The sequence below is a fragment of the Mycobacterium sp. NPDC050853 genome, from assembly GCF_040653875.1.
GTDB lineage: Bacteria > Actinomycetota > Actinomycetes > Mycobacteriales > Mycobacteriaceae > Mycobacterium.
In genome coordinates, this window is sequence record NZ_JBFAGW010000004.1 from 146,128 (window position 1) to 168,337 (window position 22,210).

Sequence of the window (22,210 nt, forward strand, 5' to 3'; positions counted from 1 at the left end):
GTTGGGGTCTACCTCGACGGGGCGGTCACCGCTTCTGCCGAGGCTTCCGGACTCCGGCTGCGGTTCGAATACCAACGGTAGTAATCGTTCTGCACCCGACTGACGATGCCGGGCACAACCCGATACGAATCCCGGTACAGGATCCCCAGCGGGTTGTTCACCTCACGATGCCGCCGACGGATCGCGTCGAGGACCATGTCGACGCCCTCATCCAAAGACAGCGATGCGTATTGGCTCCAGTCGGTCGGCGCTGTCATATCCGTCGACACCAACGGGAGGTGGACATTGGTGACACGCACCCCGTCGGCGCGGCTCTCGATGGCCGCGATGCGCAGCACCGCATCCATGGCCGCCTTCGACCCGACATAGGCCGAGAAGTCGGGCAGGTTGCCCAGCACTCCAATCGACGAGCTGTGCACGATATGCCCCGACCGTCGGACACGCATTCCCGGCAGTAGCCGCACCAGCAGCCCGACACCGCCGAGGTAGTTGATCGCGATCGTCCGCTCGAAATCGTGCAGCCGATGTTCTGAGTCCGCGAGAGACCGCATGATGGATCGGCCCGCGTTCAGCACCAAAATATCCGGTGCCCCATAGCGTTCGATGACCTCGTTGGCCACCGCATCGGCACCATCGCCCGTCGACAGATCACCGGGCACTGCATGCGCGATACCGCCGCGCACCCTGATCCCGCGCACGACCTCGTCGAGTTCATCGGCACGGCGGGCGGTGACAAGCACGATCGCCCCCGCCTCCGCGATGCGCTCTGCCAGCCGGCGCCCGATCCCACTCGACGCACCCGTGATCAGTACGGTCCGGCCGCTCACACGTTCGGCGAGCGTGGGGGTCCATGGATAGCTGACCCGGATCGGCTTCGTAAGAACGTTGATCATGCGCCTGACGGCCCGCATCCGGTCTCCCATTGCTCGTGTGCTGCCGGTTGTTTCGCGTGACACCGACCGAGCTGACACATGTCAACTCCGGGCAATGATTATGTTGACACCGCCCGTTGTCAAGATGGCATCAGGCCGTATCTCAGGCCCGGCAGTTGCCCCTGCACCGGTCGGCACGATCACTGACCTCGCGGAGCAGCTCCGGGCCCAGCCAGCTTCCCCGACCTCCTGCAGTGATCTCGCGGACGAGGTCGACAAGCGTGGCATTGACCGGCGCGTTCCGCCCGAGTCCCCTGGCCAGCCCCACGACTTCTCCGTTGATGTAGTCAATTTCGGTGGGCCGCCCCGCGGTGATGTCGTCAAACATGGACGAGCGCGCCTGCGGATCAATGGTGATCATCTGGCGAGCCAACCTGGTGAACACCGGGTTGGGGGTCCGCAGCACCCAGGGCATCAGCGAGATCGGGGCGGCGAGCGGGCTCACCACGGGCTGGCCCGCACGACGCAACAGCCCGAGCGCTTCATGCTGCGCGGCCGCCAGCACGCGCCGGAAATCCCTGTCCTCCAGTTCTGCCTTCAGCGGCAGGCCGGACAGCGCGTTGACGGCATTGTTGAGGTTCACCAATAGCTTTCCCCACTGCACCGCTGGCATATCGCCATGCGTGTCGGTGGGCAGCCCGCTGTCGGTCAACGCCTGCGCGACAGTCTCCGCGCCGGTAGCAAGGGCGAGTTTCCCCCAGGTGCCCTGATGAAAATGCCCCGGGCCGACCTGCGCGACGTTGAACCCCACCATTCCGGCAATCACGCTGTGCTGCTTCACATGTTGCGCAATCACGGCCGGGTTCCGTATCCCATTCTGCAAGCTGACCACCAGCGCACCTGGCCGCAACCGCCCCGCCAGTGACTCCGCGATCCCTGCGGTGGCTGCAGATTTCACCGTCACAAGCACGGCGTCGGCCTCACGCACCGCCTCGATATCTTCGGTGAAAGCACAGTCGTCGCCGGGAATTGTGGCTGACGATCCCAGGTAATCCGAGACGGTCAGGCCATGCTCGGCGATGGCTCGGCCTAGCCCCATCCGACCGATGTACACGATGTCGTGCCCGGCCGTCTGTAGCCTGCCGCCCAGATAGCAGCCGATGCTTCCGGCCCCGGCCACGGCGACCCTCATCGAGCGGGCACCCGCGTGGGCTCCCCTGCCACCACGGCACGGTCCAGGTAGTAGGGATGGTGCGCATTGATGATCTGCACATCATCTCGCGCAGCCAACTCACGCAGCCGTTGCGCGTTGTACAGCCGCGACGTCGCATCCGCCTGCACGATGTTCTGGAACACCCTGAACACCATCGGGCAACGCGGGTCTGGCCGCATCTCGTCGGGATGCATAAAGGCGTCTCCCGCATGGACAAGCCAGCGCGGGCGGTCGATACCGCCCGTGTCGATCACCACGCCCACATGACCGCGGCTGTGCCCGGCCAGCGGAATGATGGCAATCTCTTCCGGCAGGCCGGAGAGCTGGCGTACAGCCTCGAAGCCGAACCACCAATCGCCACCGATCGAGTACTCGACCCATCGGTCTTGCCCCCGTTTACAACTCATAAGGTCAAGCTGCCCGGTGTACCTGACCCGGTCATGGAGCGTGAGCAGCGACCGGATGGACTCGGCCTCGATCGCGTGCACATGCAGACGCGCGTTCGGAAAGTCGTCGACTCCGCCGACGTGATCGTGATCGTGATGGGTCAGCACAACGTCGGTGACATCCTCCGGGTCGTATCCCAGTGCATGCACCTGGCGCACAGCGGTCTCCGACTCTGCGAACTCGGGGTTGAGGAGGAGCTGGAGCGGTCGACCGATCCTTCCGACTGGGTCCGCGATATCCCGCAGGCCAAAGCCGGTATCGACGAGCACCAGCCTTTTGCCCGTGTCGATGAGCAGGCAATGACAGACCAGACGGCCGCGCTGCCACGGCGCGCCCTTACCCTCGATGAGTCGCTTACCCAGGGGAGCCATCGTGCCGCAGTTCAGGTGATGGATGCGCATCGCTACTCCCCTGTCCCCGAAACGACTGCCAGTGCGTCGATCTCGACCAGCACACCAGACGGGAGCCCACCGTAAAGGGTGGTGCGCGCCGGGTAGGGCTCACTGAGAGTCTCCTCGAACGCCCGGTTGAGTTCGGCGAACGCCCCGGGTGACTGCAGGTAGACCCGCAGCATCAACACGTCATCGAAATCCGCATCGGCCTCCTGCAAGATCGCCCGAACGTTACGCAATGTCTGGACTGCCTGGCCGTAGGTCGTCTCGCCGGCTAACGAGCTGGTCGCAGGGTGGAGCCCCACCTGGCCCGATACTTGAATGGTGTTGCCGATACGAACGCCCTGAGAGTAGGCACCGATAGGACGCGGTGCCAGCGCTGTCTCGATCTGGGTCTTCACTATCCGAATTCCTTTCTGCACGCACTGGACTGAGCCGCTACGGAGCTCCTGGGCCAACCAGGACCTCCCCCAGGACACGCTGGGCATTACCTCCGAGAATCCCCGAAACTTCGGGCGCACTGAACCCGGTGCGCCGCAACGCCTCGCTCAGCGCGGGGAACCCGCCAGGCCCATCGAATCCCGCGGCGTACCCGGGCACTCCGTTCATATCGGTTCCAACACACAGATGGCCGGCGCCGACGAGCTCTGCCAGATGCGAGGCGTGGCGCGCGAAGTCGTCCAGGTCTCGCATACCGAGGCCGCGAAAGCCCATGGGCCACAATCCGACCAGCCCGCCCGTGTCGGCGATGGCACGCACCTCGACATCGCTGATGTACCGGGGGAACTCCTGCACCGCTGCCGCGCCGGTGTGGGAGCTGATCACCGGGGCCCGGGCGTTCTCACACACCGCCAACGTGGTGGGCGCATCGGCGTGCGCCAGGTCCACCAGCATCCCCAGCCGGTTGGCTTCCGCAACAACCTCTTTGCCCAGTGCCGTCAACCCCGCGCCGTGACGCCCCGAGCGCACCGCTCGGCTGCCCCGGTTTCCGGTCAGCGAGGTACTGATCGTTCCGAGACCGTTGTCCGCATAGTGGACCAGACCCAGGACCCGCACCCCGAGGCGATGCAGCTCTACCAACCGATCCGGTTGTGCCGCCACCACATCGGCGCCCTCGATACCGAGTATCACTGCGGAGTTCTCGGTGCCCTCGGCCTGCCCAAGGCTGTCCACCACCGGGATACCCGCTGCGGCCGCCTCGGCGCGGGCAAGGGCGAGCTGCGCCTTGACGCCACTCCAGGGCGATCGAAGGCGCCATGCGGTGCCGAGCAGCGCATCTCCCACCGCGGTCACCACCGCCAGCCTGCCCTTCGGCAGTGAAGAAAGCGGCTCGGACCGCATGTCTATTGCCTTCTCGCCCAACGCCCGTAGCCATTTAGGGACGATACTCAGCCCGTGCGTGTGCAGGTCGACGGTCAGCGTCTCCCCGCCGTTCAACAGAAGGCCTCCGGAGCGGTCCGCACGATCTCGTCCCAGAGCGGCCGGAACTGGAACCATCCGGCAAGCGGGGTGCCCGTCTGCTGGTAGACCGAGACCGCCGTGTCATGGGCAATCTCTCGAGGTTGCCCTGCAGCCATCGCGAGCAGCTGCGCCTGGCACGACCGTTCCATCGAGATGAACCACCATGCCGCTTCGGCCACCGAATGGCCCACTGTGAGCAGTCCGTGGTTCTGCAGGATCACCGCCTTGCTCGGGCCGAGGGCCGCGCCGATGGCGCGCCCTTCCTCCAGATCGGTGACCACGCCTTGGTAGTCGGTGTACACCGCATGGTCTTGGTAGAACGCGCACGCGTCCTGCGTGATGGGCAGTAACGGCTGCCCCAACGACGAGAACGCCTTTCCGTGTATCGAGTGAGCGTGTGCTGCGGCGACCACGTCCGGCCTCGCCTTGTGCACCTCTGAGTGGATACAGAATGCCGCCCGGTTCACCGGGCGGTCCCCAGTGAGCACGTTTCCCTCATGGTCAACCTGGACAAGGTCCGACACCGTGATATGCCGGAAGTTCATCCCAAATGGGTTCACCCAGAACGTTTCCGGGAATTCGGGGTCACGAACAGTGATGTGCCCGGCCACGCCCTCGGAGAAACCGAATGCGCCGAAGATGCGGAAGGCGGCGGCCAGCTCGCGCAGCCGGAGGTCACGTTCCTCCCCGACCGTCGCGGGCGACGGCTGTTTCAACCACTCGGTGCCCGCGGAACCGACCGCGTATGCCGACATCTCCTCACCCACTGCAATGCCTCCGGCCACCATCTGCATCTCCTTTCGATACATACCTGTATCGGTTCTCCACAAGCTACTGCCGCACCCGGAAGCCCGTCAAGGGGATCCTGAACGAAGAACCGCCTGCCGAGACGGCAAATAGTCATTATTAAAGCGATGTTCCGATGCACCGCACCGACAGCAGGCTGGCGTGTTCATGCACAACTTCCGCGCTTCGGTTCGACAATATTGGATACATATCTGTATTAAAGCTATGGTTCACCTCTGCACCACGAAGGGAAGCCCATGCCGAAAGGTTGGACTCATCGGCGCGAACGCACGCGTGCGCGCCTGCTAGACGCAGCGCTCGACGCCTTCGCCGAGCGCGGCTTCCACGGTGCGAGCATCGAAAATATCTGCGAGAGAGCAGGATTCACCCGCGGCGCGTTTTATTCGAACTTCTCGGGCAAGGACGAGCTCTTCTTCGCCCTCTTCGACGCCAGCAGCGACCAGCTGATCGCACAGCTGCGGGCGGCGCTCGAACAGTGCCGAGACAGCCCGGATCCCCTGGGCACCTTCATTTCCATGATCGATGACAAGGGCCCGGAACAGCGCCGCTGGTACCTGATCAGCACCGAGTTCACCCTCTACGCAATCCGCGAGCCAAGCGCTGCCGCCATCTTGGCGGAGCATGACGCGCGGTTGCGCCGCGAGGCGGCAGGTGTCATCAGCGAGCTGATGTCCATCGCCAATCGGGAGTTGATCATCGACACCGAGCTCATCGCCCGATTGGCCACCGCCTTGCGCGAGGGTGCCGCGGCACAGGTATATGTCGAGCCCGAGGTGGCCGAGGCACGCATGCTCGAGCGGCTCGCCTTCCCCGCCATGCTGCGGACCTTCTCCCAACCCGTTCACCGGCCGGCAGGCAACGACTAACGACGGGACGAAACCCTCTCGAAGTGATCGATTCTCGCCAAATCGCGCCGGTACCCAGAGCTATTCTTCCCAGTAGGTGCGAGTTAGGCGGGCGGATGCGGTTCAGCACGACGATCTTCCTGATTGCCACACTGCTATGCGGCTGCGTCTCACCTAGTAGCTCGGCCCGGCACAGCGAATGGTCCTCAATCGTGTCGATGCTCTCGGAACAGCAGAAGGCTTTACACGAGAAGGACCCCCGCTACGACCTACCCGGCACACCCAAGCCGGCGACACGCGACGACATCCGTGCGAAGGAACGGCAGTGGGGTCGCTACCTCGATGCCGACCACCGCGATCTACTGCAGATTTCCGACGGCCTACGCGCCTTCTGCGGTTTCGAGCACCTGTTTTCACTCGCCGACTCGGCACCCGGCTCCAAGAACTGGAAACGGATGAAGGCGTACATCGAGGGTGCGTCGCTGCCACCCGAGTACTTCGGCGCCCATTCCTTCGATCAACTGATTCCCGTCATCGGCTCCGACGATTACTACGGCATGACCATCGCCGTTTCCCATTCGTATTTCACCGACGAGCCAGGTGTCGTCTTCGAGCTTGCGGGTGACGGACCAACCGGGATCGGCCAATACCCGACGCTGATGGACGCGGTGATAAGCAAGGCGCAGCGGTACCAGCAGGAGCTTGCGAACGTGAACGCGTAGCGGGGCCGGGAACCAAAACGAACGCGCAATCGTCTGATCTAGCAAGAAGCAACACCGGGGGGATCCATGACATCGACATACGCGCTGCGCGCACCGCACCCGCTATTGACTGTCGCCGTCGATAACCTCGCCTGTCACGAGCGTTTTCACGGTAACCAGATAGGTTGAATGTTATGTCTGATCTGCCCACTCGCACCTACGTAGAGTTTCCCGAGATAAGCACCCGCGCCTGGGAGCACCCCGCCGACCGCGCCGCCTTGGCAACGCTGCGCGGCCTAAAGGGATTCGACACCATCCTCAAGGCGTTGGCGGCACTGTTGCGTGAACGGCAGCACCGGCTGATGTATCTGGCCACCGCAATCCGCGTCGACGACCGGCAGTTCAGCACGCTGAACGACACCCTCAACGACTGTGCCCGCGTCCTCGACGCCCCCGAAACCCCAGAGCTGTACGTCATCCAGGGGCCATACGCCAACGCGTACACCATTGGGATGGACCGCCCGTTCATCGTGCTCACCTCGGCCCTGTTGGACCTGATGAACGAGCAGGAGCTGCGCTTCATCGTCGGCCACGAGCTCGGGCATGCCCTCTCCGGGCACGCGGTGTACCGGACCATGCTGCTGCACCTGATGCGACTGGCCGGAAACCTCGGCTGGATGCCGATCGGCGGGTGGGCGCTGCGCGCCGTTGTCGCCGCACTCATGGAGTGGCAGCGCAAGTCCGAGCTCTCCGGTGACCGCGCCGGCATGCTCTGCGGGCAGGACGTGGACACCGCCATCCGAGTGGAGATGAAGCTGGCCGGAGGTTCCCGCCTCGATGAGATGGACACCCAGCACTTCCTGGCCCAGGCGGCCGAGTACGAGCGCACCGGCGATATGCGCGACGGCGTGCTCAAGCTGCTCAATCTCGAACTGCAATCTCACCCTTTCTCCGTACTGCGGGCCGCCGAGCTCAGCAAGTGGATCGACCGCGGAGAGTACGGCGCCATCCTCGGCGGAAACTATCCGCTGCGCGAAGACGACGCGCAGACCGACCTCGGCGCCGATTTCCGTTCCGCGGCAAAGTCATACAAGGACAATTTCGATTCCTCCACCGATCCGCTGATCGCAGCACTGCGCAACTTCGGATCCACCCTGGACGGCGTCGTGAACGTCGTCGGGCAGGGCGTCACCGACGTCGCCTCAGATGTGCGTCGCCGATTCTCGGAGTGGCGCAATCCCGGACCGGAAGACCAAGCACGCGATGACGAATCGCGCGACGACGACGCCTGATTGCGCGCACAAACATGGACGACCCGAACTACATGAACTTCTTCGTGGAGCGGCCCGCATCCGAAGCGTCGGTGGCGGCCGCCTGCACCCGGGCCTGTGGCGTTCCACTGGAGTCCGATAACCACGCCGTCGACGACGCGGACGGCTACGTCCAGATCACCGAGTACATGTACGGATTCGAGATGGGGCTGTGCATCATCTGGTCACCTGCATCGCCGGTGACCCGGTCGCAGGAGGCCGTGGCGCGGGCCATTGCCCTCGAGCTAGGCCAGCGCGTGCTCTTCGACATCGAGGACCCAACCGCCGATTCGGGTGAACGGTGGATCCTCGCGACCCCCGACGACACAATCTCAACGGTGGACGTCGTGGAATACGACGACGGCGTCGGCCTGTCCGGATCTGATTGACGCCATCGGTTATTCGGTGGCCACCACCTATCCGCGTCGATACCCTCGATACCCCATGACATCGACCCACGACCCACACGCATTGCGCGCCGCGATGCGCGCCGATCTCGCTGCCGCGCAGCCAGGCCGTCAGCGCCCTGCGGACCGCAATCGCTGCGATCGACAATGCCGAGTCGGTGGACCAGATAGCAAAAACCACGACGAGCAATGCGCATATCGCCGGTGCTGCAACGGGTCTCGGTGCGGCCGAAGCGGCCCGCCGAGCGCTCTCCCCTGCCGATGTCCGCGCCATCTTGCAGGCCCAGATCGACGACCGTGCCACCGAGGCCAATGGCTACGACGCGCTGGGGCAGGCGCAGGCCGCCGTAAAGCTGCGCGCTGAGGCCGAGGTTCTCGCCACGTACCTATAGCTTCTTGTAGCGCCGCGCGATGCCGTCGCACAAGATCTCGACACCCCGGTCAATCACCTCTCGCGGATTGGTCACCTGCGGCAGGTCGCCCAATCCCACGAGCGCGGCCAGCCGCGGGGACTCCGGCACGTCGACGTTGCCCGCGATCAGCTCCGACAATCCCGAGAAGTCCGTGCGCGCGCCGGGTGAGACGAGCTGACCGCCGACAGCGCCCAGGCCCACCCCCTGCGAATAGCACCACACCTGGAACACCAATTCAGCCGCGTCAGGCACCGACACCCCTAGGTGTCCGAACGCCTCCAGCATCCAGTCAAAGCAGCCGAGCGTGTCCGGCTGCATCCCATTGCGCGGCACGGCATACGCCAGCAGCACCCAGGGGTGAGTGCTGTAGAGATTGAAGTCGTACTCGACGGCGACGCGCACCCGGGCCCGCCAATCCGGGTCTCCGAGCATCTCATCGGGATAGGCGAACCGTCTCGTCACCTCTGCCGTCATCTCAAGCAGGAGCGCGTCCTTATCGGCGACGTGACGGTACAGCGACATGGCTCCCACCCCGAGAGCGTCGGCAATCTTGCGCATCGAAACTCCGGACAGACCGTCCGAATCCGCTATCGCGATCGCCTTAGTGACAATCGATTCCAGCGTCAGGCGCGGTTCCGTCACGATGCTCCCTTCACAACTCGATTGACCCACTGAACCAATTTGCGTACAGTGTACCCAGTCTGCTGCGTACGCCGTACGCGCAAAAATATACCGGAGCGATACCGATGAGCACCTGCAAGACCCCTGCGCCCGAAAACGCGACCACCCCCGAGGGTGCGCGCGCTGGACGCCGTACGTGGTTCGGGCTGGCGACACTGCTGCTGCCCGTGTTCCTGGTGTCCATGGACGTCTCGGTGCTGTTCCTGGCGATGCCGCGACTGTCCGAGTCGCTCAATCCATCAGCGGCCGAACAGCTCTGGATCCTGGATGTATACGGATTCCTGCTCGCCGGTCTGCTTATCACCATGGGCAACCTAGGCGACCGGTGGGGACGACGACGCCTGATGCTCTGGGGTGCAACACTTTTCGGAATCGCCTCGGTACTCGCCGCGTTCGCACCCACCCCGCTGGCCTTGATCGCCGCGCGCGCCCTGATGGGTGTGGGCGGGGCCACGCTGCTGCCCGCGAGCCTGGCGCTCATCGGTGTCATGTTCCCCAACGCCCGCCAGAAGGCGCTGGCGATCGGAATCTGGACCGCGGCCTTCTCCTTCGGCGCGGCCGTCGGGCCCGTCATCGGCGGCATCCTGCTGCACCACTTCTGGTGGGGTTCGGTGTTCCTCATCAACGCACCGGTGTTGGTCGTGCTGCTACTCACCGCCCCCATACTCATCCCCGAGTATCGCAACCCGGTCCCGTCGCCCTTCGACCTTGCCGGCGTCGCGTTGTCCATGGTCGGGATCATGACGCTCGTCTACGCGGTGAAAGCCTTCGCCACACACGGCTTCTCGCCCTCTGTCGCGATCACCGGCGTGATCGGTGTGGTCACGCTCGGGGTGTTCATTCGTCAGCAGATGCGTAACCCGCACCCGCTGCTGGCAATCGACCTGTTCAGTAACCGAATATTCACCGTGACCATCATCGGCACCGTCGGCGCCATGGCCACCTTCGGCGCCACCATGTACCTCACCGGACTCTATGTGCAGTCTGTACTCGGATTCGACGTGCTCGCCGCCGCATTCTTGGGGCTGCCCATGGCGGTAACCATCGCCTACTTCTCGATGGCGGCACCACGGATCGAACACCTGCTCGGACAGCGCTGGACGTTCGTGACCTCCCTGCTGACAATGGCCGCCGGCAATGCGGTGCTGCTCGGGCTGGGTCCGCACGGGCCGGTCGGCGTCTACATCGCCGGGACGGTGATCGCCGGCATCGGTACCGGTGTCATGTTCACCTTCGTGTCAGCGGTCGCACTCGGTGCCGCTCCACCTGAACGGGCCGGTCAGGCTACGGGCATTTCGGAGATGAGCTTCGAACTCGGGCAGGCTTTCGGCCTGGCGGTCTTCGGCGCCCTGGCCTCGGCGGTCTTCGCGGCACGTACCCAAGTGCACGAAACACTCGGGCAGGCCATGGCTCGCGCCAAAGACCTCGGTGGTGACACCGGCGCCGCCGCAGCCGAGCTCGCCAGGACGGGATGGACAGATGGCATCCATGCCGTGGCGGGGTTGTCGACGCTGATCCTGGTGGCCACCGCGATCGCGGCCGCCCTCGCGATGCGCCGCACCCAGGACTAACCGGACTAACCCGGCCTCACCGGGAACCTTCGGCGCTCCGGACTCGTAGAACACGTATGACCCGCAAGATCCGAGACATCGACTCCACCAACGAGGCCGTCGCCCACCGAGTGATCGCCACGGCATTCGCCGAGGATCCCGTGGTCCGTTGGGTCAATTCCGACCCCCGGCGTGATGAGGCGATTTTCCGCGGAATCTCGCTGGCATTACACGGGTCCGGCCAGGGCGAATACCTGCTATACGAGGACGGCGTGGCGGTTGGCGCCGCGCATTGGGATCCCCCGAGCTGGGAGCCGCCGAGCGCGCAGAAAATGCGTGCCATCCCGCTGCTACTCGGCGCACTCCGACTCGGGGTCATCCGCGGTGCGGCAGTCGCACGTGCCGCCGCGGCTGTCCGCCCCAAGCACCCGCACTGGTATCTGGCGACCATCGGCGCCACCATTCCCGGTAAGGGCATCGGCTCCGAGCTGATCAAACATCAGATCGATCAGATCGAGGGGCCCGCATATCTGGAGAGTTCCAATATCCGCAACAACCCGCTGTACGAACGCTTCGGCTTCAAGGTGGTCCAGGAGATCAAGCCAACGTCCGGCGGCCCCACCCTCTGGGCGATGTACCGGGACTGATTGCGCCCCAACATCGCTGATAGGAGACCTGCGAGATTGCTGAGAATCGGTAACGACCGCGATTGTCGTGGCGATGGAATACCTAGAGTTCGGTGTGTATTAGTGCTGATCGGTAGTGCAGAGGGTTGAGATGACGATTGTTCCGCCTCCCGTCGAGGACACGGCGATGCGGATTTGGGAGTTCCCAGAGGACGCTCCCGAACCGCCCCCGCGGTGGAGCCAGTTCACGCCCGGTGAGTCCCAGTTACGGGCGGCGGCCTTCGGAACACTGGTCGGCCTACTGTTCGCTGTGGTTATGGGCGCGGCCTATGGCGCACAGCCCGGCGGCTCGCTGTGGGCGCTGGACAGGACCGTTTTCCCCGCCCATTCGCAGGACGTGGCGGTGCGCGCGGTGGTCTCCCAGCTCAAGAACGCTCAGGACATCCTCGGCACCGGCAAGCAACCGTCGCCCGACCAGCTCACCACCGCCCGCACCTCACTCAACGAAGCCAAGCGGGGACTGGAGTTCGTATCCGCCTCCGACGAACGCACCTCATTGCAAAATCTCTATCTGCAGCTGACCCAGCAGCTGCGCCAGTACACACCGGAGCAGGCGCAGCAGCTCCCTGCGCTGCCCGCGGCCCCGGGCGTAAACGCCGACGCGAATCTGGCCGCCAACGCGTCGCCCGTAGGACCTTCGACGCCGCCGCCGAGCTGGGGTTACGCCGCAGCGGCCAGCGCCCCCTCCCCTGCACCCCAGGCCTATTCGGCTCCCCTGCCTCCTGGCATCCCGGTCGATCCGGTGGCCGACTGGCCGGCGCCCGTCACGCCACCGCTGACGCCCAACCTGGGCGATCTGGGCGGCTACGACCCGTCGTGGATGTTGCTCTACGGATACAACGTCGTGGACTGGTTCAACTGGGGACTGTCCGGGTTCAATCGGTACGGATACGACTTCACGGGCTTCGATCGGTGGGGTTATGACCGCTGGGGTTACGACAGGTGGGGATACGACCGCTGGGGTTACAACTGGGACGGCTACAACTGGTCCGGATACAACCACGACGGCCGCGACCGGGATGGCCGCAATGAGTGGGGTCAGCGCAACGACAACGATCCGCGCGACCAGGGTTGGTATGACAGGTATCACCCCTTCCGGCAGTACTACGAGTGGAAGTTCCAGAACACCAACCCGGTGTTCAGCCGCAATCTCTGGGACCAGTCACATGGAATCGACCCCACCCAGTACCGGGACTGGAACCTCAATCGCAACTGGGATAACCCGTTAGAGCGCGATTGGTCCCCCGTGACCAGCACCGCCCGCGTCGCCGATCGCCCAGCCGCCGCAGAACCAGTTGTGAGCCTGGATGCGTCGCTCGCGCAGTTCCTGGCCGATGACAAGTCGGCCCGCCCGTCGGCGGACCTCGTCAAGGACCTGTCGACGAAGTCGGTCCGCAACTTCAGCAAGGAGCTGGCGGCCCCCGCCTCCGCTCCCGAGCAGTCGCCGAAACCGGCGTCTCCTACCGACGAAAAGTCTTCTACTCCACCGGCATTGACGGTGACGGCACCTGTGGCTCCACCGAAGCAAGTACCCGAGGATTTCACTCCCCCGTCGCTCCCCGCGGTTCCGGCGGTGACGCCGGTGACGCGCACTCCCTCCACAGAACCGCGTGCGACGTCCGGCACCACAAGTCCGGCCCCATCGACGGAACCGTCACAATCACCGACGCCGACGTCCGAGCCTTCCGCCCCGGCCAAGGCCACCACGAGTGCGCCGGCCCCCGCACCGACCTCGGTAGCGCCGGCCCCCACGCCGAAGGACGAGACATCGGCACCGGTGACCACCCCTGCGGCCCCGACTCCCGTAACGCCAGAGACACCCGCGTCGCCGGTGACACCCGCCCCACGTCAAACAGTCACCGCACCCCCTGTGCCAACCGCCGAACCGTCCACCGCACCGGAACCCACCAGGCAACGGAGCACGCCATCGCAGGAAGCTCCGACACCCGAGCCGCGCGCCACGGTGGAACCGGCCCCACAGCAGGTACCCGTCGAGGCCCCGGCGAAGCAAGCACCCGTGGAGCGTGAGGCGCCCCAGTCACGCGCGTCGGCGCCGGAACCCGCCGCGCCAACACGGGAGGCACCAACGCGGGAGGCGCCGACCTACAGCACACCCGCGCAGGCACCCAGCGCGGGCGGCGGCCACCACTAGCGAGACCCCATTCGAGGCATTAATTAGGGTACCCTTAGTTCATGCCTACAACATGGATAGACACCGTGATACACCAGGTGCGTCGGGTTGGCGAGTTCCCCTTTCCCCACCAGGCGGCCTTCTTGCTCGACAATCCGATACACCGAAAGTTCGTGAATCCCGCCGGGGTGATCGAGCAGCTGGCACTGCGCGGTGACGAACGCGTGCTGGAGATCGGCCCTGGACCAGGAATGTTCAGCATCCAGATCGCCCCCCGACTCACCTCCGGACGTCTCGACCTATTCGACGTGCAGCCTCAGATGCTCGACAAGGCCAAGCGCAAGCTCGACGGAGCCGGATACCGGAACACCGGATTTCACTCCGGCGACGCCGGCAACGGACTTCCCTTCCCGGACAACACCTTTGACGTCGCTTTCCTTTCCAGCGTGATCGGCGAGGTCCCCGACAAGCCCGCCTGCATCCGGTCATTGGCACAGGTACTCAAACCCGGTGGGCGGCTGGTCTTCCAAGAGATCTTCCTCGATCCCGATCGCCTGGGCATTGCCGAGCTACGCGCCCTCGCCGAATCGGAGAGCTTCGCGTTCAAGTCGGCAACCGGAAGCCGGTGGCGCGACATTGTCGAGTTCAGCTCCCCGCCGCCGAGATGACATCTACGCGGGTAGATGTCGAGTAGAAGCCTGCGTAGATGTCATGTCGGCCAGCCACACCGCCGCCGAGTGACGTGCAGCCGGCTCGGCAAGCTGCTCATACCGGCCGCTTGCCCGGCCGCCCGCAGGGTTCCGGGTTCGATCATCGATGCCCAGTTCTTCACCCACACCCCGAGCGCTCGGCGCCGAGGGGATTCTGTGTAGCAACCTTTGCCTGTGTCATGACGCCTCCCTTCATGGCTCGCGACGCTGGCCAATCCTGGATTGTGCGAGATTTCCACGCAACTACTTGACGCCACCGGCAAAGGGCGCCGATTGTGAGGAATACCATATCGGGATATATCGTTAGTTTAGGTAATGTACTTTCAGAGTCCCAAAGAGCACCCTGTCGATTAGAGGCTGTCCATGACTGCGACAAACACCGAGACCGTCACGACCGACCCGCAGCTGGAGCAGCTGACCCGTCGTATCGAGAACCTGCGCGAGAGCGATCCCCAGTTCCGCGCCACGCGGCGCGACCCGGCAGTCGCCAAAGCGGTCCTGCAGCCAGGCCTACATCTCTCCGAAGCCATCGCGACCCTGATGACCGGTTACGCCGAGCGCCCTGCCCTCGGCGAGCGTGCGCGCGAACTCGTCGTCGACGCCGAGGGACGTACCACCCTGCGTCTCCTCCCCCGCTTTGACACCGTCACCTACGGTGAATTGTGGTCCCGCACAACATCTGTCGCCGCCTCCTGGCACCATGATCCGTCCCATCCCGTCAAGGGCGGCGACCTTGTCGCGACCCTCGGATTCACCAGCATCGACTACACCGTGCTGGATCTCGCGATCATGATCCTCGGCGGCGTCGCGGTACCTCTGCAGACGAGTGCACCCACCTCGCAGTGGACCACCATTCTCGCCGAGGCCGAACCGAATACTCTCGCCGTCAGCGTCGAATTGCTCAGCACTGCACTGGAATCCGTACTCGCCACGCCGTCGATCAAGCAGATCGTGGTCTTCGATTACACCCCCGAGGTCGACGAGCAACGCCAGGCCTTTGACGCCGCCCGCGCACGGCTCGCGGGAACCGGTATCGCGATCGAGACCCTAGATTCCGTGATCGCCCGCGGCACGGAGCTTCCCGGTGCACCGCTGTACGCGCCGGTCGCCGACGACGATCCGTTGGCGCTACTCATCTACACCTCCGGCAGCACCGGAGCCCCCAAGGGCGCCATGCACAGTGAAAATATCGTGCGCCGCTGGTGGATTCGCGAAGACGTCATGGCCGGTACCGAAAATCTGCCCATGATCGGCCTCAATTTCATGCCGATGAGTCACATCATGGGCCGCGGCACCCTCACCTCCACCCTGTCAACCGGTGGCCTGGGGTACTTCGCCGCATCCAGCGACATGTCAACGCTTTTCGAAGATATGGAGCTGATCCGACCCACCGCGCTCGCGCTGGTTCCCCGGGTCTGCGACATGGTCTTCCAGCGGTACCAGACCGAGGTGGATCGCCGTCTCGCCGGTGGTAACGCCGCCGATGCGGACTCGGTGTCCGCCGAGGTCAAGGCCGAGATCCGCGACAACCTCTTTGGGGGCCGGGTGCTGGCCGTCATGGTGGGCTCGGCGCCGCTGTCCGAGGAGCTAGGCGAATTCATCGAGTCCTGCTTCGAGCTGCATCTGACCGACGGCTACGGATCCACCGAGGCAGGCATGGTGTTCCGCGACAGCATTGTGCAGCGCCCGCCGGTGATCGAGTACAAGCTCGTCGACGTGCCCGAGCTGGGCTACTTCTCCACCGACCAGCCGCATCCACGCGGTGAACTGCTGCTGAAGACCGACGGAATGTTCCTCGGCTACTACAAGCGCCCCGAGGTGACAGCCGGCGTCTTCGACCAGGACGGCTTCTACATGACCGGCGATATCGTCGCCGAACTCGCGCACGACAACATCCAGATCATCGACCGTCGCAACAACGTCCTTAAGCTCTCCCAGGGCGAGTTCGTCGCGATCGCCAATCTGGAAGCCGAGTACGCCAACAGCCCTGTGGTGCACCAGATCTACGTGTACGGCAGCAGCGAGCGATCCTATCTGCTGGCGGTCGTGGTGCCGACACCTGAGGCTGTCGCCACCGCTCGGGGCGACGGGGCGGCCCTTAAGGCAACCATCGCGGACTCGCTGCAGGACATCGCCAAGGAAATCCAGCTGCAGTCCTACGAGGTCCCGCGCGACTTCATAGTCGAGCCGCAGCCGTTCACTCAGGGCAACGGTCTACTGACCGGGATCGCCAAGTTGGCACGCCCGAACCTCAAGGCGCACTATGGCGATCGGCTGGAGCAGCTGTATACCGATATCGCCGAGCAGCAGGCCGCGGAGCTGCGTGCGCTGCACGGCGTGGACCCGGACAAGCCCGCGCTGGAGACGGTACTCAAGGCCGCGCAAGCCCTACTCGGTGTCTCGTCGGCCGAGCTGTCTGGGCACGCACACTTCACCGATCTGGGCGGCGATTCGCTGTCCGCGTTGTCCTTCTCGGATCTGCTGCGCGACATCTTCGGCATCGAGGTACCCGTCGGCGTCATCGTCAGCGCCGCCAACGACCTCAGCGATATCGCGAAGTTCATTGACGACCAACGTCATTCGGGAGGCACCCGGCCGACCGCCGAGTCGGTGCACGGAGCCGGGCACACCGAGATCCGTGCGGCCGATCTGACCCTCGACAAATTCATCGACGAGGCCACACTGCAAGCGGCCCCGTCGCTCCCCAAATCGACCGGCGCACCACAGACCGTGCTACTCACCGGGTCCAACGGCTACCTCGGCCACTATCTGGCTCTTGAATGGCTTGAGCGTCTGGACAAGACAGATGGCAAGCTGATCGTTATCGTCCGCGGCAAGGATGCCGACGCCGCCTACCGGCGTCTAGAAGGTGCCTTCGACACCGGCGACACCGAACTACTCGAGCACTTCCGCTCGCTTGCGGACAAGCACCTTGAGGTGTTGGCCGGCGATATCGGCGACCCGGATCTGGGCCTTGATTCCGATACCTGGCAGCGGCTGGCCGACACCGTCGACCTCATCATCCACCCCGCCGCACTCGTCAACCATGTACTCCCTTACAAACAGCTATTCGGCCCCAATGTCGTTGGCACCGCCGAGATCATCAAGCTCGCATTGACCACCAAAATCAAGCCCGTCACCTACTTGTCGACGGTAGCGGTCGCGGCGTATGTCGATCCGACAACATTCGACGAAGAGTCCGATATCCGTCTCATCAGCGCCGCGCGCCCCGTCGACGAGCTGTACGCGAATGGCTACGGCAACAGCAAGTGGGCCGGTGAAGTGCTGCTACGCGAGGCACACGATCTGTGCGGCCTGCCCGTGGCCGTCTTCCGCTCCGACATGATCCTGGCCCACAGCCGCTACACCGGCCAGCTCAACGTCCCCGACCAGTTCACCCGACTGATCCTCAGCCTCATCGCCACCGGTATCGCCCCCGGCTCCTTCTATCAGGCACAGGCGACCGGTGAGCGTCCGCGTGCGCACTACGACGGCCTGCCGGGTGACTTCACTGCCGAGGCGATCACCACGTTGGGCACGCAGGTGACCGATGGATACGAAACCTACGACTGCGTGAACCCGCATGCCGACGGACTCTCATTGGACAACTTCGTCGACTGGCTCATCGACGCCGGATACCCCATCCAGCGCATCGCCAACTACGGCGAGTGGTTCGACCGCTTCGACAGCGCCATCCGCGGCCTGCCCGAAAAACAGAAGCAGCATTCCCTGCTGCCCCTGCTCCACGCGTTCGAGCGGCCCCAGGGTGCCGAGGACCACGGCGTCGTTCCGGCCAAGCGCTTCCAGCACGCGGTGCAGGCCGCTGGAATCGGTCCGGCCGATCAGGACGGCGGTACCGACATTCCACACCTGTCCGAGGAGCTGATCGTGAAGTACGCCAAGGACCTGGAACAACTCGGTCTGCTCTAACCCGCGCGCTTACAGAATTCGAGGTTTCGTAAGCTCCCCGATATGACCATCGACGCCGCCGCTGACAACACTAAGGAAGCACGTCGTCAGCGATTGGGCGACCGCGTCAGGCGGCTGTTCACCGAAGATCCGCAATTCCTGGCCGCCAAACCCGATCCCGGGGTGGACGCTGCCGTTGCGGTACCGGGCATGCGCCTGGCCGAAGTGGTCACCGCGATCATGGACGGGTATGCCGACCGGCCGGCCCTCGGACACCGGGCCCAAGAACTCGTCACCGACGAGACCGGACGGTCGACGCTACGTGCACTGCCCGAGTTCGAGACCGTCACCTACGGAGAGCTGTGGGGTATGGCGCGCGCGCTGGCCTCCACCTGGTACCACGATCCCGTCCATCCGGTACGCGCCGGAGACTTCGTCGCGATGCTCGGCTTCACCAGCGTCGACTACACCGCGGCTGATCTCGCGTGTATCCATCTGGGCGCGGTAGCGGTTCCGTTGCAGACGAGCGCGCCCGCATCGAGCTGGACCGCGATACTGGCCGAATCCGAGCCCTCGGTGCTGGCCGTGAGCGCCGAATTATTGGATGTGGCAATGGAATCGGTGCTCGCCACGCCATCGCTACGACATATCACGGTCTTCGACTATCACGCTGGTGTCGACGCGCAGCGAGAGAGTATCGAGACGGCGCAGCGCAGGATCTCCGAGGCCGGGCTGCCCATTGCCGTCGAGCCCATGTCTGCGGTGATAGGGCACGGGCGGGCTCTTCCGCAGGCCCCACTGTTCACCGCCGAAGACGATACCGATCCGCTGGCCCTGGTGATCTACACCTCGGGAAGTACCGGTACCCCCAAGGGCGCGACCTACACCGAGAAGATGGTCGCCAAACCATGGCTGCGGGCCGACACCCTGAGCTCCAAGGCCGAAATTCCGTTGATCAACCTGAATTTCATGCCGATGAGCCATGTGATGGGACGGGGCAGCCTGGTTACCGCACTGGCCTGCGGTGGCCTCGCCTACTTCGCTGCATCCAGCGATATGTCCACCCTGTTCGAGGACATCACCCTGACCCGCCCGACCGTGGTGACCCTTGTTCCCCGCGTGTGCGACATGCTCTTTCAGCGCTACCGCAACGAAGTGGAACGCCGCGCCGGTATGGATTCCGCGGCCGATCCGGCTGCCCTCGACGCCGAGGTCAAGGCCGACATCCGTGAAAATCTGTTCGGCGGACGCGTTTTGACGATCGTGTGCGGCTCGGCCCCGCTCTCGGAGGAGCTGGCCGCGTTCATCGAGTCCTGCCTGGATGCCCGCATCACCGACGGTTACGGGTCAACGGAGGCAGGTGTCATCGTGCGCAACGGCTGGATCCAGCGTCCACCCGTCATCGACTACAAACTCACCGACGTGCCCGAGCTGGGCTACTTCTCCACCGACAAACCACACCCACGCGGCGAGCTGCTGGTGAAGGCCGAATCGGTATTCGGCGGGTATTTCAAGCGCCCGGATGTCACCGCCGACGTGTTCGATCCCGACGGCTACTACAAGACCGGGGACATCGTCGCCGAGCTGCAGCCCGACAAGATCCAGATCGTCGACCGCCGCAACAACGTCATCAAGCTCTCTCAGGGCGAGTTCGTCGCGATCGCCAATCTCGAAGCCGAGTACGCCAACAGCCCACTGGTGCAACAGATCTGCGTCTACGGCAGCAGCGAGCGGTCCTATCTGCTGGCAGTCGTGGTGCCGACACCCGAGGCACTCGAACTGAGCCAGGGTGATGACCAGTCACTTAAGCGCCTGCTCGCCGAGTCGCTACAGCAGATCGCTCGAGATGCCGAGCTGCAGCCCTACGAGGTGCCACGCGACTTCCTGGTGGAGGGTGAACCGTTCACGGCCGCCAACGGCCTGCTGACCGGTATCGCGAAGCTGGCGCGACCGAAGCTGCATGAGAAGTACGGTGCCCGCCTGGAACAGCTGTACTCCGATATCGCAATCGCGCAGGCGCTGGAATTGCAGGCCCTGCACTCGGCGGGACACGAGGGCAAGCCTGTCCTGGACACCGTGCAGCGCGCGGCAACGGCGCTCCTGGGTCTGGCCACCGGGGACGTCAGTCCGGACGCTCACTTCATCGACCTTGGCGGTGATTCGCTATCCGCCCTGGCGTTCTCTGATCTGCTCCGCGACATCTTCGCCGTGGAAATTCCGGTTGGCGATATCGTCAGCGCCGCCAACGATCTGACCGCCATCGCGCGCATTGTGGAGACACAACGTGACTCCGGTTCTGTGCGTCCCACCGCCGAGTCGGTGCACGGTGTCGGGCACACCGAGATCCGTGCGGCCGATCTGACCCTCGACAAATTCATCGACGAGGCCACGCTGCAGGCTGCCCCGTCGCTCCCCAAATCGACCGGCGCACCACAGACCGTGCTACTCACCGGGTCCAACGGCTACCTCGGCCGATTTCTCGCGCTGGAATGGCTTGAGCGCCTAGACAAGACGGACGGCAAGCTGATCGCCATCGTCCGCGGCAAGGACACCCAGGCCGCATATGAGCGACTCGAAGATGCCTTCGACAGCGGCGACGCCGAACTGCTCAAGCACTTCCGGTCACTGGCCGACAAGCACCTCGAAGTGCTCCCCGGCGATATCGGCGACCCGGACCTGGGCCTTGATTCCGACACCTGGCAGCACCTGGCCGACACCGTCGACCTCATCATCCACCCCGCCGCACTCGTCAACCATGTACTCCCCTACAAACAGCTATTCGGCCCCAATGTCGTTGGCACCGCCGAGATCATCAAGCTCGCATTGACCACCAAAATCAAGCCCGTCACCTACTTGTCCACCGTCGCCGTGGCAATCTCGGTGGACCCCAAGGTGTTCGACGAGGACGCCGATATCCGCACCATCAGCGCGATCCGCCCGATCGACGACGGGTACGCGAATGGCTACGGCAACGCCAAATGGGCCGGTGAAGTGCTGCTACGCGAGGCACACGATCTGTGCGGCCTGCCCGTGGCCGTCTTCCGCTCCGACATGATCCTGGCCCACAGCCGCTACACCGGCCAGCTCAACGTCCCCGACCAGTTCACCCGACTGATCCTCAGCCTCATCGCCACCGGTATCGCCCCCGGCTCTTTCTATCAGGCACAGGCCACGGGAGAACGCCCACTCGCCCACTACGACGGCCTGCCAGCAGATTTCACGGCTTCGGCCATCACCGCACTCCGCGCCATCGAGGGCTTCCACACCTACGATTCGGTGAACCCACACGCCGACGGAGTCTCATTGGACAGCTTCGTCGACTGGCTCATCGACGCCGGATACCCCATCCAGCGCATCGCCAAGTACAGCGAATGGTTCGACCGCTTCGACACCGCCATCCGCGGCCTGCCCGAAAAGCAGAAGCAGCACTCGCTACTCCCACTGCTACACGCGTACCGGTATTCACAGCACGCGCATAACGGGGCCTTCCTGCCCGCGGTCAGATTCCGTGAGGGCGTGCAATCCGCCCAGAACACCGATATCCCCCACCTCACCCGGGAGCTCGTCGTCAAGTACGCGACGGACCTGAAGCAGCTCGGGCTGCTGTAGTCGCGCGAATTTCTGTGTCCCGCTTTCAATTCCGGGTGACACCGGCGAAAGCCCGGATTTGAAAAC

At 64.3% G+C, this 22,210-nt stretch carries 17 protein-coding genes and 1 pseudogene; 11 read left to right on the forward strand and 7 right to left on the reverse strand.

What is annotated here, in order from left to right:
• Window positions 1-8: 8 nt before the first annotated feature.
• The 6 genes from AB0H22_RS15250 to AB0H22_RS15275 form a co-directional block, all read right to left on the reverse strand.
• Entirely contained in the window at window positions 9-911 is a 903-nt protein-coding gene (locus AB0H22_RS15250; RefSeq protein ID WP_180747838.1) for an SDR family NAD(P)-dependent oxidoreductase, read from the reverse strand.
• A gap of 124 nt (window positions 912-1,035) precedes the next feature.
• The gene (locus tag AB0H22_RS15255) at window positions 1,036-2,064 is read right to left on the reverse strand and encodes a 2-dehydropantoate 2-reductase (protein WP_180747839.1); all 1,029 of its coding nucleotides are present in this window, start codon (window positions 2,062-2,064) and stop codon (window positions 1,036-1,038) included.
• On the reverse strand, window positions 2,061-2,933 hold the full coding sequence (locus AB0H22_RS15260) for an MBL fold metallo-hydrolase (RefSeq protein ID WP_358147144.1): 873 nt from the start codon (window positions 2,931-2,933) through the stop codon (window positions 2,061-2,063). Before AB0H22_RS15260 ends, AB0H22_RS15255 begins: the two co-directional genes overlap by 4 nt.
• A 2-nt stretch (window positions 2,934-2,935) precedes the next feature.
• Complete coding sequence (locus AB0H22_RS15265) at window positions 2,936-3,325, reverse strand: Rid family detoxifying hydrolase (RefSeq protein WP_358147145.1); 390 nt, start codon at window positions 3,323-3,325, stop codon at window positions 2,936-2,938.
• A 37-nt stretch (window positions 3,326-3,362) separates the two neighbouring features.
• Window positions 3,363-4,361, reverse strand: a complete 999-nt coding sequence (locus tag AB0H22_RS15270; protein WP_358147146.1) for a membrane dipeptidase — start codon at window positions 4,359-4,361, stop codon at window positions 3,363-3,365.
• Window positions 4,358-5,173 (reverse strand): class II aldolase/adducin family protein, encoded by an 816-nt coding sequence (locus AB0H22_RS15275; RefSeq protein WP_180747843.1) that lies wholly within the window; start codon window positions 5,171-5,173, stop codon window positions 4,358-4,360. Before AB0H22_RS15275 ends, AB0H22_RS15270 begins: the two co-directional genes overlap by 4 nt.
• A 255-nt stretch (window positions 5,174-5,428) precedes the next feature.
• On the opposite strand from AB0H22_RS15275, the gene AB0H22_RS15280 reads away from it, so the two are divergent.
• The 5 genes and pseudogenes from AB0H22_RS15280 (at window position 5,429) to AB0H22_RS15300 (ending at window position 8,847) form a co-directional block, all read left to right on the forward strand.
• Entirely contained in the window at window positions 5,429-6,058 is a 630-nt protein-coding gene (locus AB0H22_RS15280; protein ID WP_180747844.1) for a TetR/AcrR family transcriptional regulator, read from the forward strand.
• A gap of 191 nt (window positions 6,059-6,249) precedes the next feature.
• A complete protein-coding gene (locus AB0H22_RS15285; protein ID WP_358147147.1) occupies window positions 6,250-6,759 on the forward strand; it encodes an SMI1/KNR4 family protein in 510 nt (169 codons plus the stop codon).
• A 173-nt stretch (window positions 6,760-6,932) separates the two neighbouring features.
• Window positions 6,933-8,030 (forward strand): M48 family metallopeptidase, encoded by a 1,098-nt coding sequence (locus tag AB0H22_RS15290; RefSeq protein WP_358147148.1) that lies wholly within the window; start codon window positions 6,933-6,935, stop codon window positions 8,028-8,030.
• Window positions 8,031-8,044: 14 nt separating this feature from the next.
• Window positions 8,045-8,437 carry a hypothetical protein gene (locus AB0H22_RS15295; protein ID WP_358147149.1) on the forward strand — a complete coding sequence of 131 codons (393 nt, stop codon included), beginning with the start codon at window positions 8,045-8,047 and terminating at the stop codon, window positions 8,435-8,437.
• A gap of 55 nt (window positions 8,438-8,492) precedes the next feature.
• A pseudogene (locus AB0H22_RS15300) lies at window positions 8,493-8,847 on the forward strand (hypothetical protein).
• On the opposite strand, the gene AB0H22_RS15305 reads toward AB0H22_RS15300, so the two are convergent.
• Complete coding sequence (locus tag AB0H22_RS15305) at window positions 8,842-9,510, reverse strand: TetR/AcrR family transcriptional regulator (protein WP_180747849.1); 669 nt, start codon at window positions 9,508-9,510, stop codon at window positions 8,842-8,844. The pseudogene AB0H22_RS15300 and the gene AB0H22_RS15305 overlap by 6 nt on opposite strands.
• Window positions 9,511-9,614: 104 nt before the next feature.
• Here AB0H22_RS15305 and AB0H22_RS15310 point away from each other — a divergent pair, with 104 nt between their 5' ends.
• The 6 genes from AB0H22_RS15310 to car (AB0H22_RS15335) all read left to right on the forward strand — a co-directional run bounded on the left by AB0H22_RS15310 (window position 9,615) and on the right by car (AB0H22_RS15335) (window position 22,144).
• Window positions 9,615-11,120, forward strand: a complete 1,506-nt coding sequence (locus AB0H22_RS15310; protein ID WP_358147150.1) for an MFS transporter — start codon at window positions 9,615-9,617, stop codon at window positions 11,118-11,120.
• 56 nt (window positions 11,121-11,176) lie between these two features.
• Window positions 11,177-11,746 carry a GNAT family N-acetyltransferase gene (locus AB0H22_RS15315; RefSeq protein WP_358147151.1) on the forward strand — a complete coding sequence of 190 codons (570 nt, stop codon included), beginning with the start codon at window positions 11,177-11,179 and terminating at the stop codon, window positions 11,744-11,746.
• Between the two features lie 130 nt (window positions 11,747-11,876).
• Window positions 11,877-13,937 carry a hypothetical protein gene (locus AB0H22_RS15320; RefSeq protein ID WP_358147152.1) on the forward strand — a complete coding sequence of 687 codons (2,061 nt, stop codon included), beginning with the start codon at window positions 11,877-11,879 and terminating at the stop codon, window positions 13,935-13,937.
• Window positions 13,938-13,993: 56 nt separating this feature from the next.
• On the forward strand, window positions 13,994-14,584 hold the full coding sequence (locus tag AB0H22_RS15325) for a methyltransferase domain-containing protein (RefSeq protein WP_180749605.1): 591 nt from the start codon (window positions 13,994-13,996) through the stop codon (window positions 14,582-14,584).
• Between the two features lie 405 nt (window positions 14,585-14,989).
• Window positions 14,990-18,556, forward strand: coding sequence for a carboxylic acid reductase (gene car, locus AB0H22_RS15330; RefSeq protein WP_358147153.1), 3,567 nt, complete (start codon window positions 14,990-14,992; stop codon window positions 18,554-18,556).
• A 42-nt stretch (window positions 18,557-18,598) separates the two neighbouring features.
• On the forward strand, window positions 18,599-22,144 hold the full coding sequence (gene car / locus AB0H22_RS15335; RefSeq protein WP_358147154.1) for a carboxylic acid reductase: 3,546 nt from the start codon (window positions 18,599-18,601) through the stop codon (window positions 22,142-22,144).
• Window positions 22,145-22,210: the final 66 nt, after the last annotated feature.

Coding starts and splice junctions, on each gene's coding strand:
- AB0H22_RS15260 (WP_358147144.1), bottom strand. CDS start 2,933: ATGCGCATCCATCACCTGAACTGCGGCACGATGGCTCCCCTGGGTAAG.
- AB0H22_RS15275 (WP_180747843.1), bottom strand. CDS start 5,173: ATGGTGGCCGGAGGCATTGCAGTGGGTGAGGAGATGTCGGCATACGCG.
- AB0H22_RS15250 (WP_180747838.1), bottom strand. CDS start 911: ATGCGGGCCGTCAGGCGCATGATCAACGTTCTTACGAAGCCGATCCGG.
- AB0H22_RS15290 (WP_358147148.1), top strand. CDS start 6,933: ATGTCTGATCTGCCCACTCGCACCTACGTAGAGTTTCCCGAGATAAGC.
- AB0H22_RS15295 (WP_358147149.1), top strand. CDS start 8,045: ATGGACGACCCGAACTACATGAACTTCTTCGTGGAGCGGCCCGCATCC.
- AB0H22_RS15315 (WP_358147151.1), top strand. CDS start 11,177: ATGACCCGCAAGATCCGAGACATCGACTCCACCAACGAGGCCGTCGCC.
- car (WP_358147153.1), top strand. CDS start 14,990: ATGACTGCGACAAACACCGAGACCGTCACGACCGACCCGCAGCTGGAG.
- car (WP_358147154.1), top strand. CDS start 18,599: ATGACCATCGACGCCGCCGCTGACAACACTAAGGAAGCACGTCGTCAG.
- AB0H22_RS15255 (WP_180747839.1), bottom strand. CDS start 2,064: ATGAGGGTCGCCGTGGCCGGGGCCGGAAGCATCGGCTGCTATCTGGGC.
- AB0H22_RS15310 (WP_358147150.1), top strand. CDS start 9,615: ATGAGCACCTGCAAGACCCCTGCGCCCGAAAACGCGACCACCCCCGAG.
- AB0H22_RS15280 (WP_180747844.1), top strand. CDS start 5,429: ATGCCGAAAGGTTGGACTCATCGGCGCGAACGCACGCGTGCGCGCCTG.
- AB0H22_RS15320 (WP_358147152.1), top strand. CDS start 11,877: ATGACGATTGTTCCGCCTCCCGTCGAGGACACGGCGATGCGGATTTGG.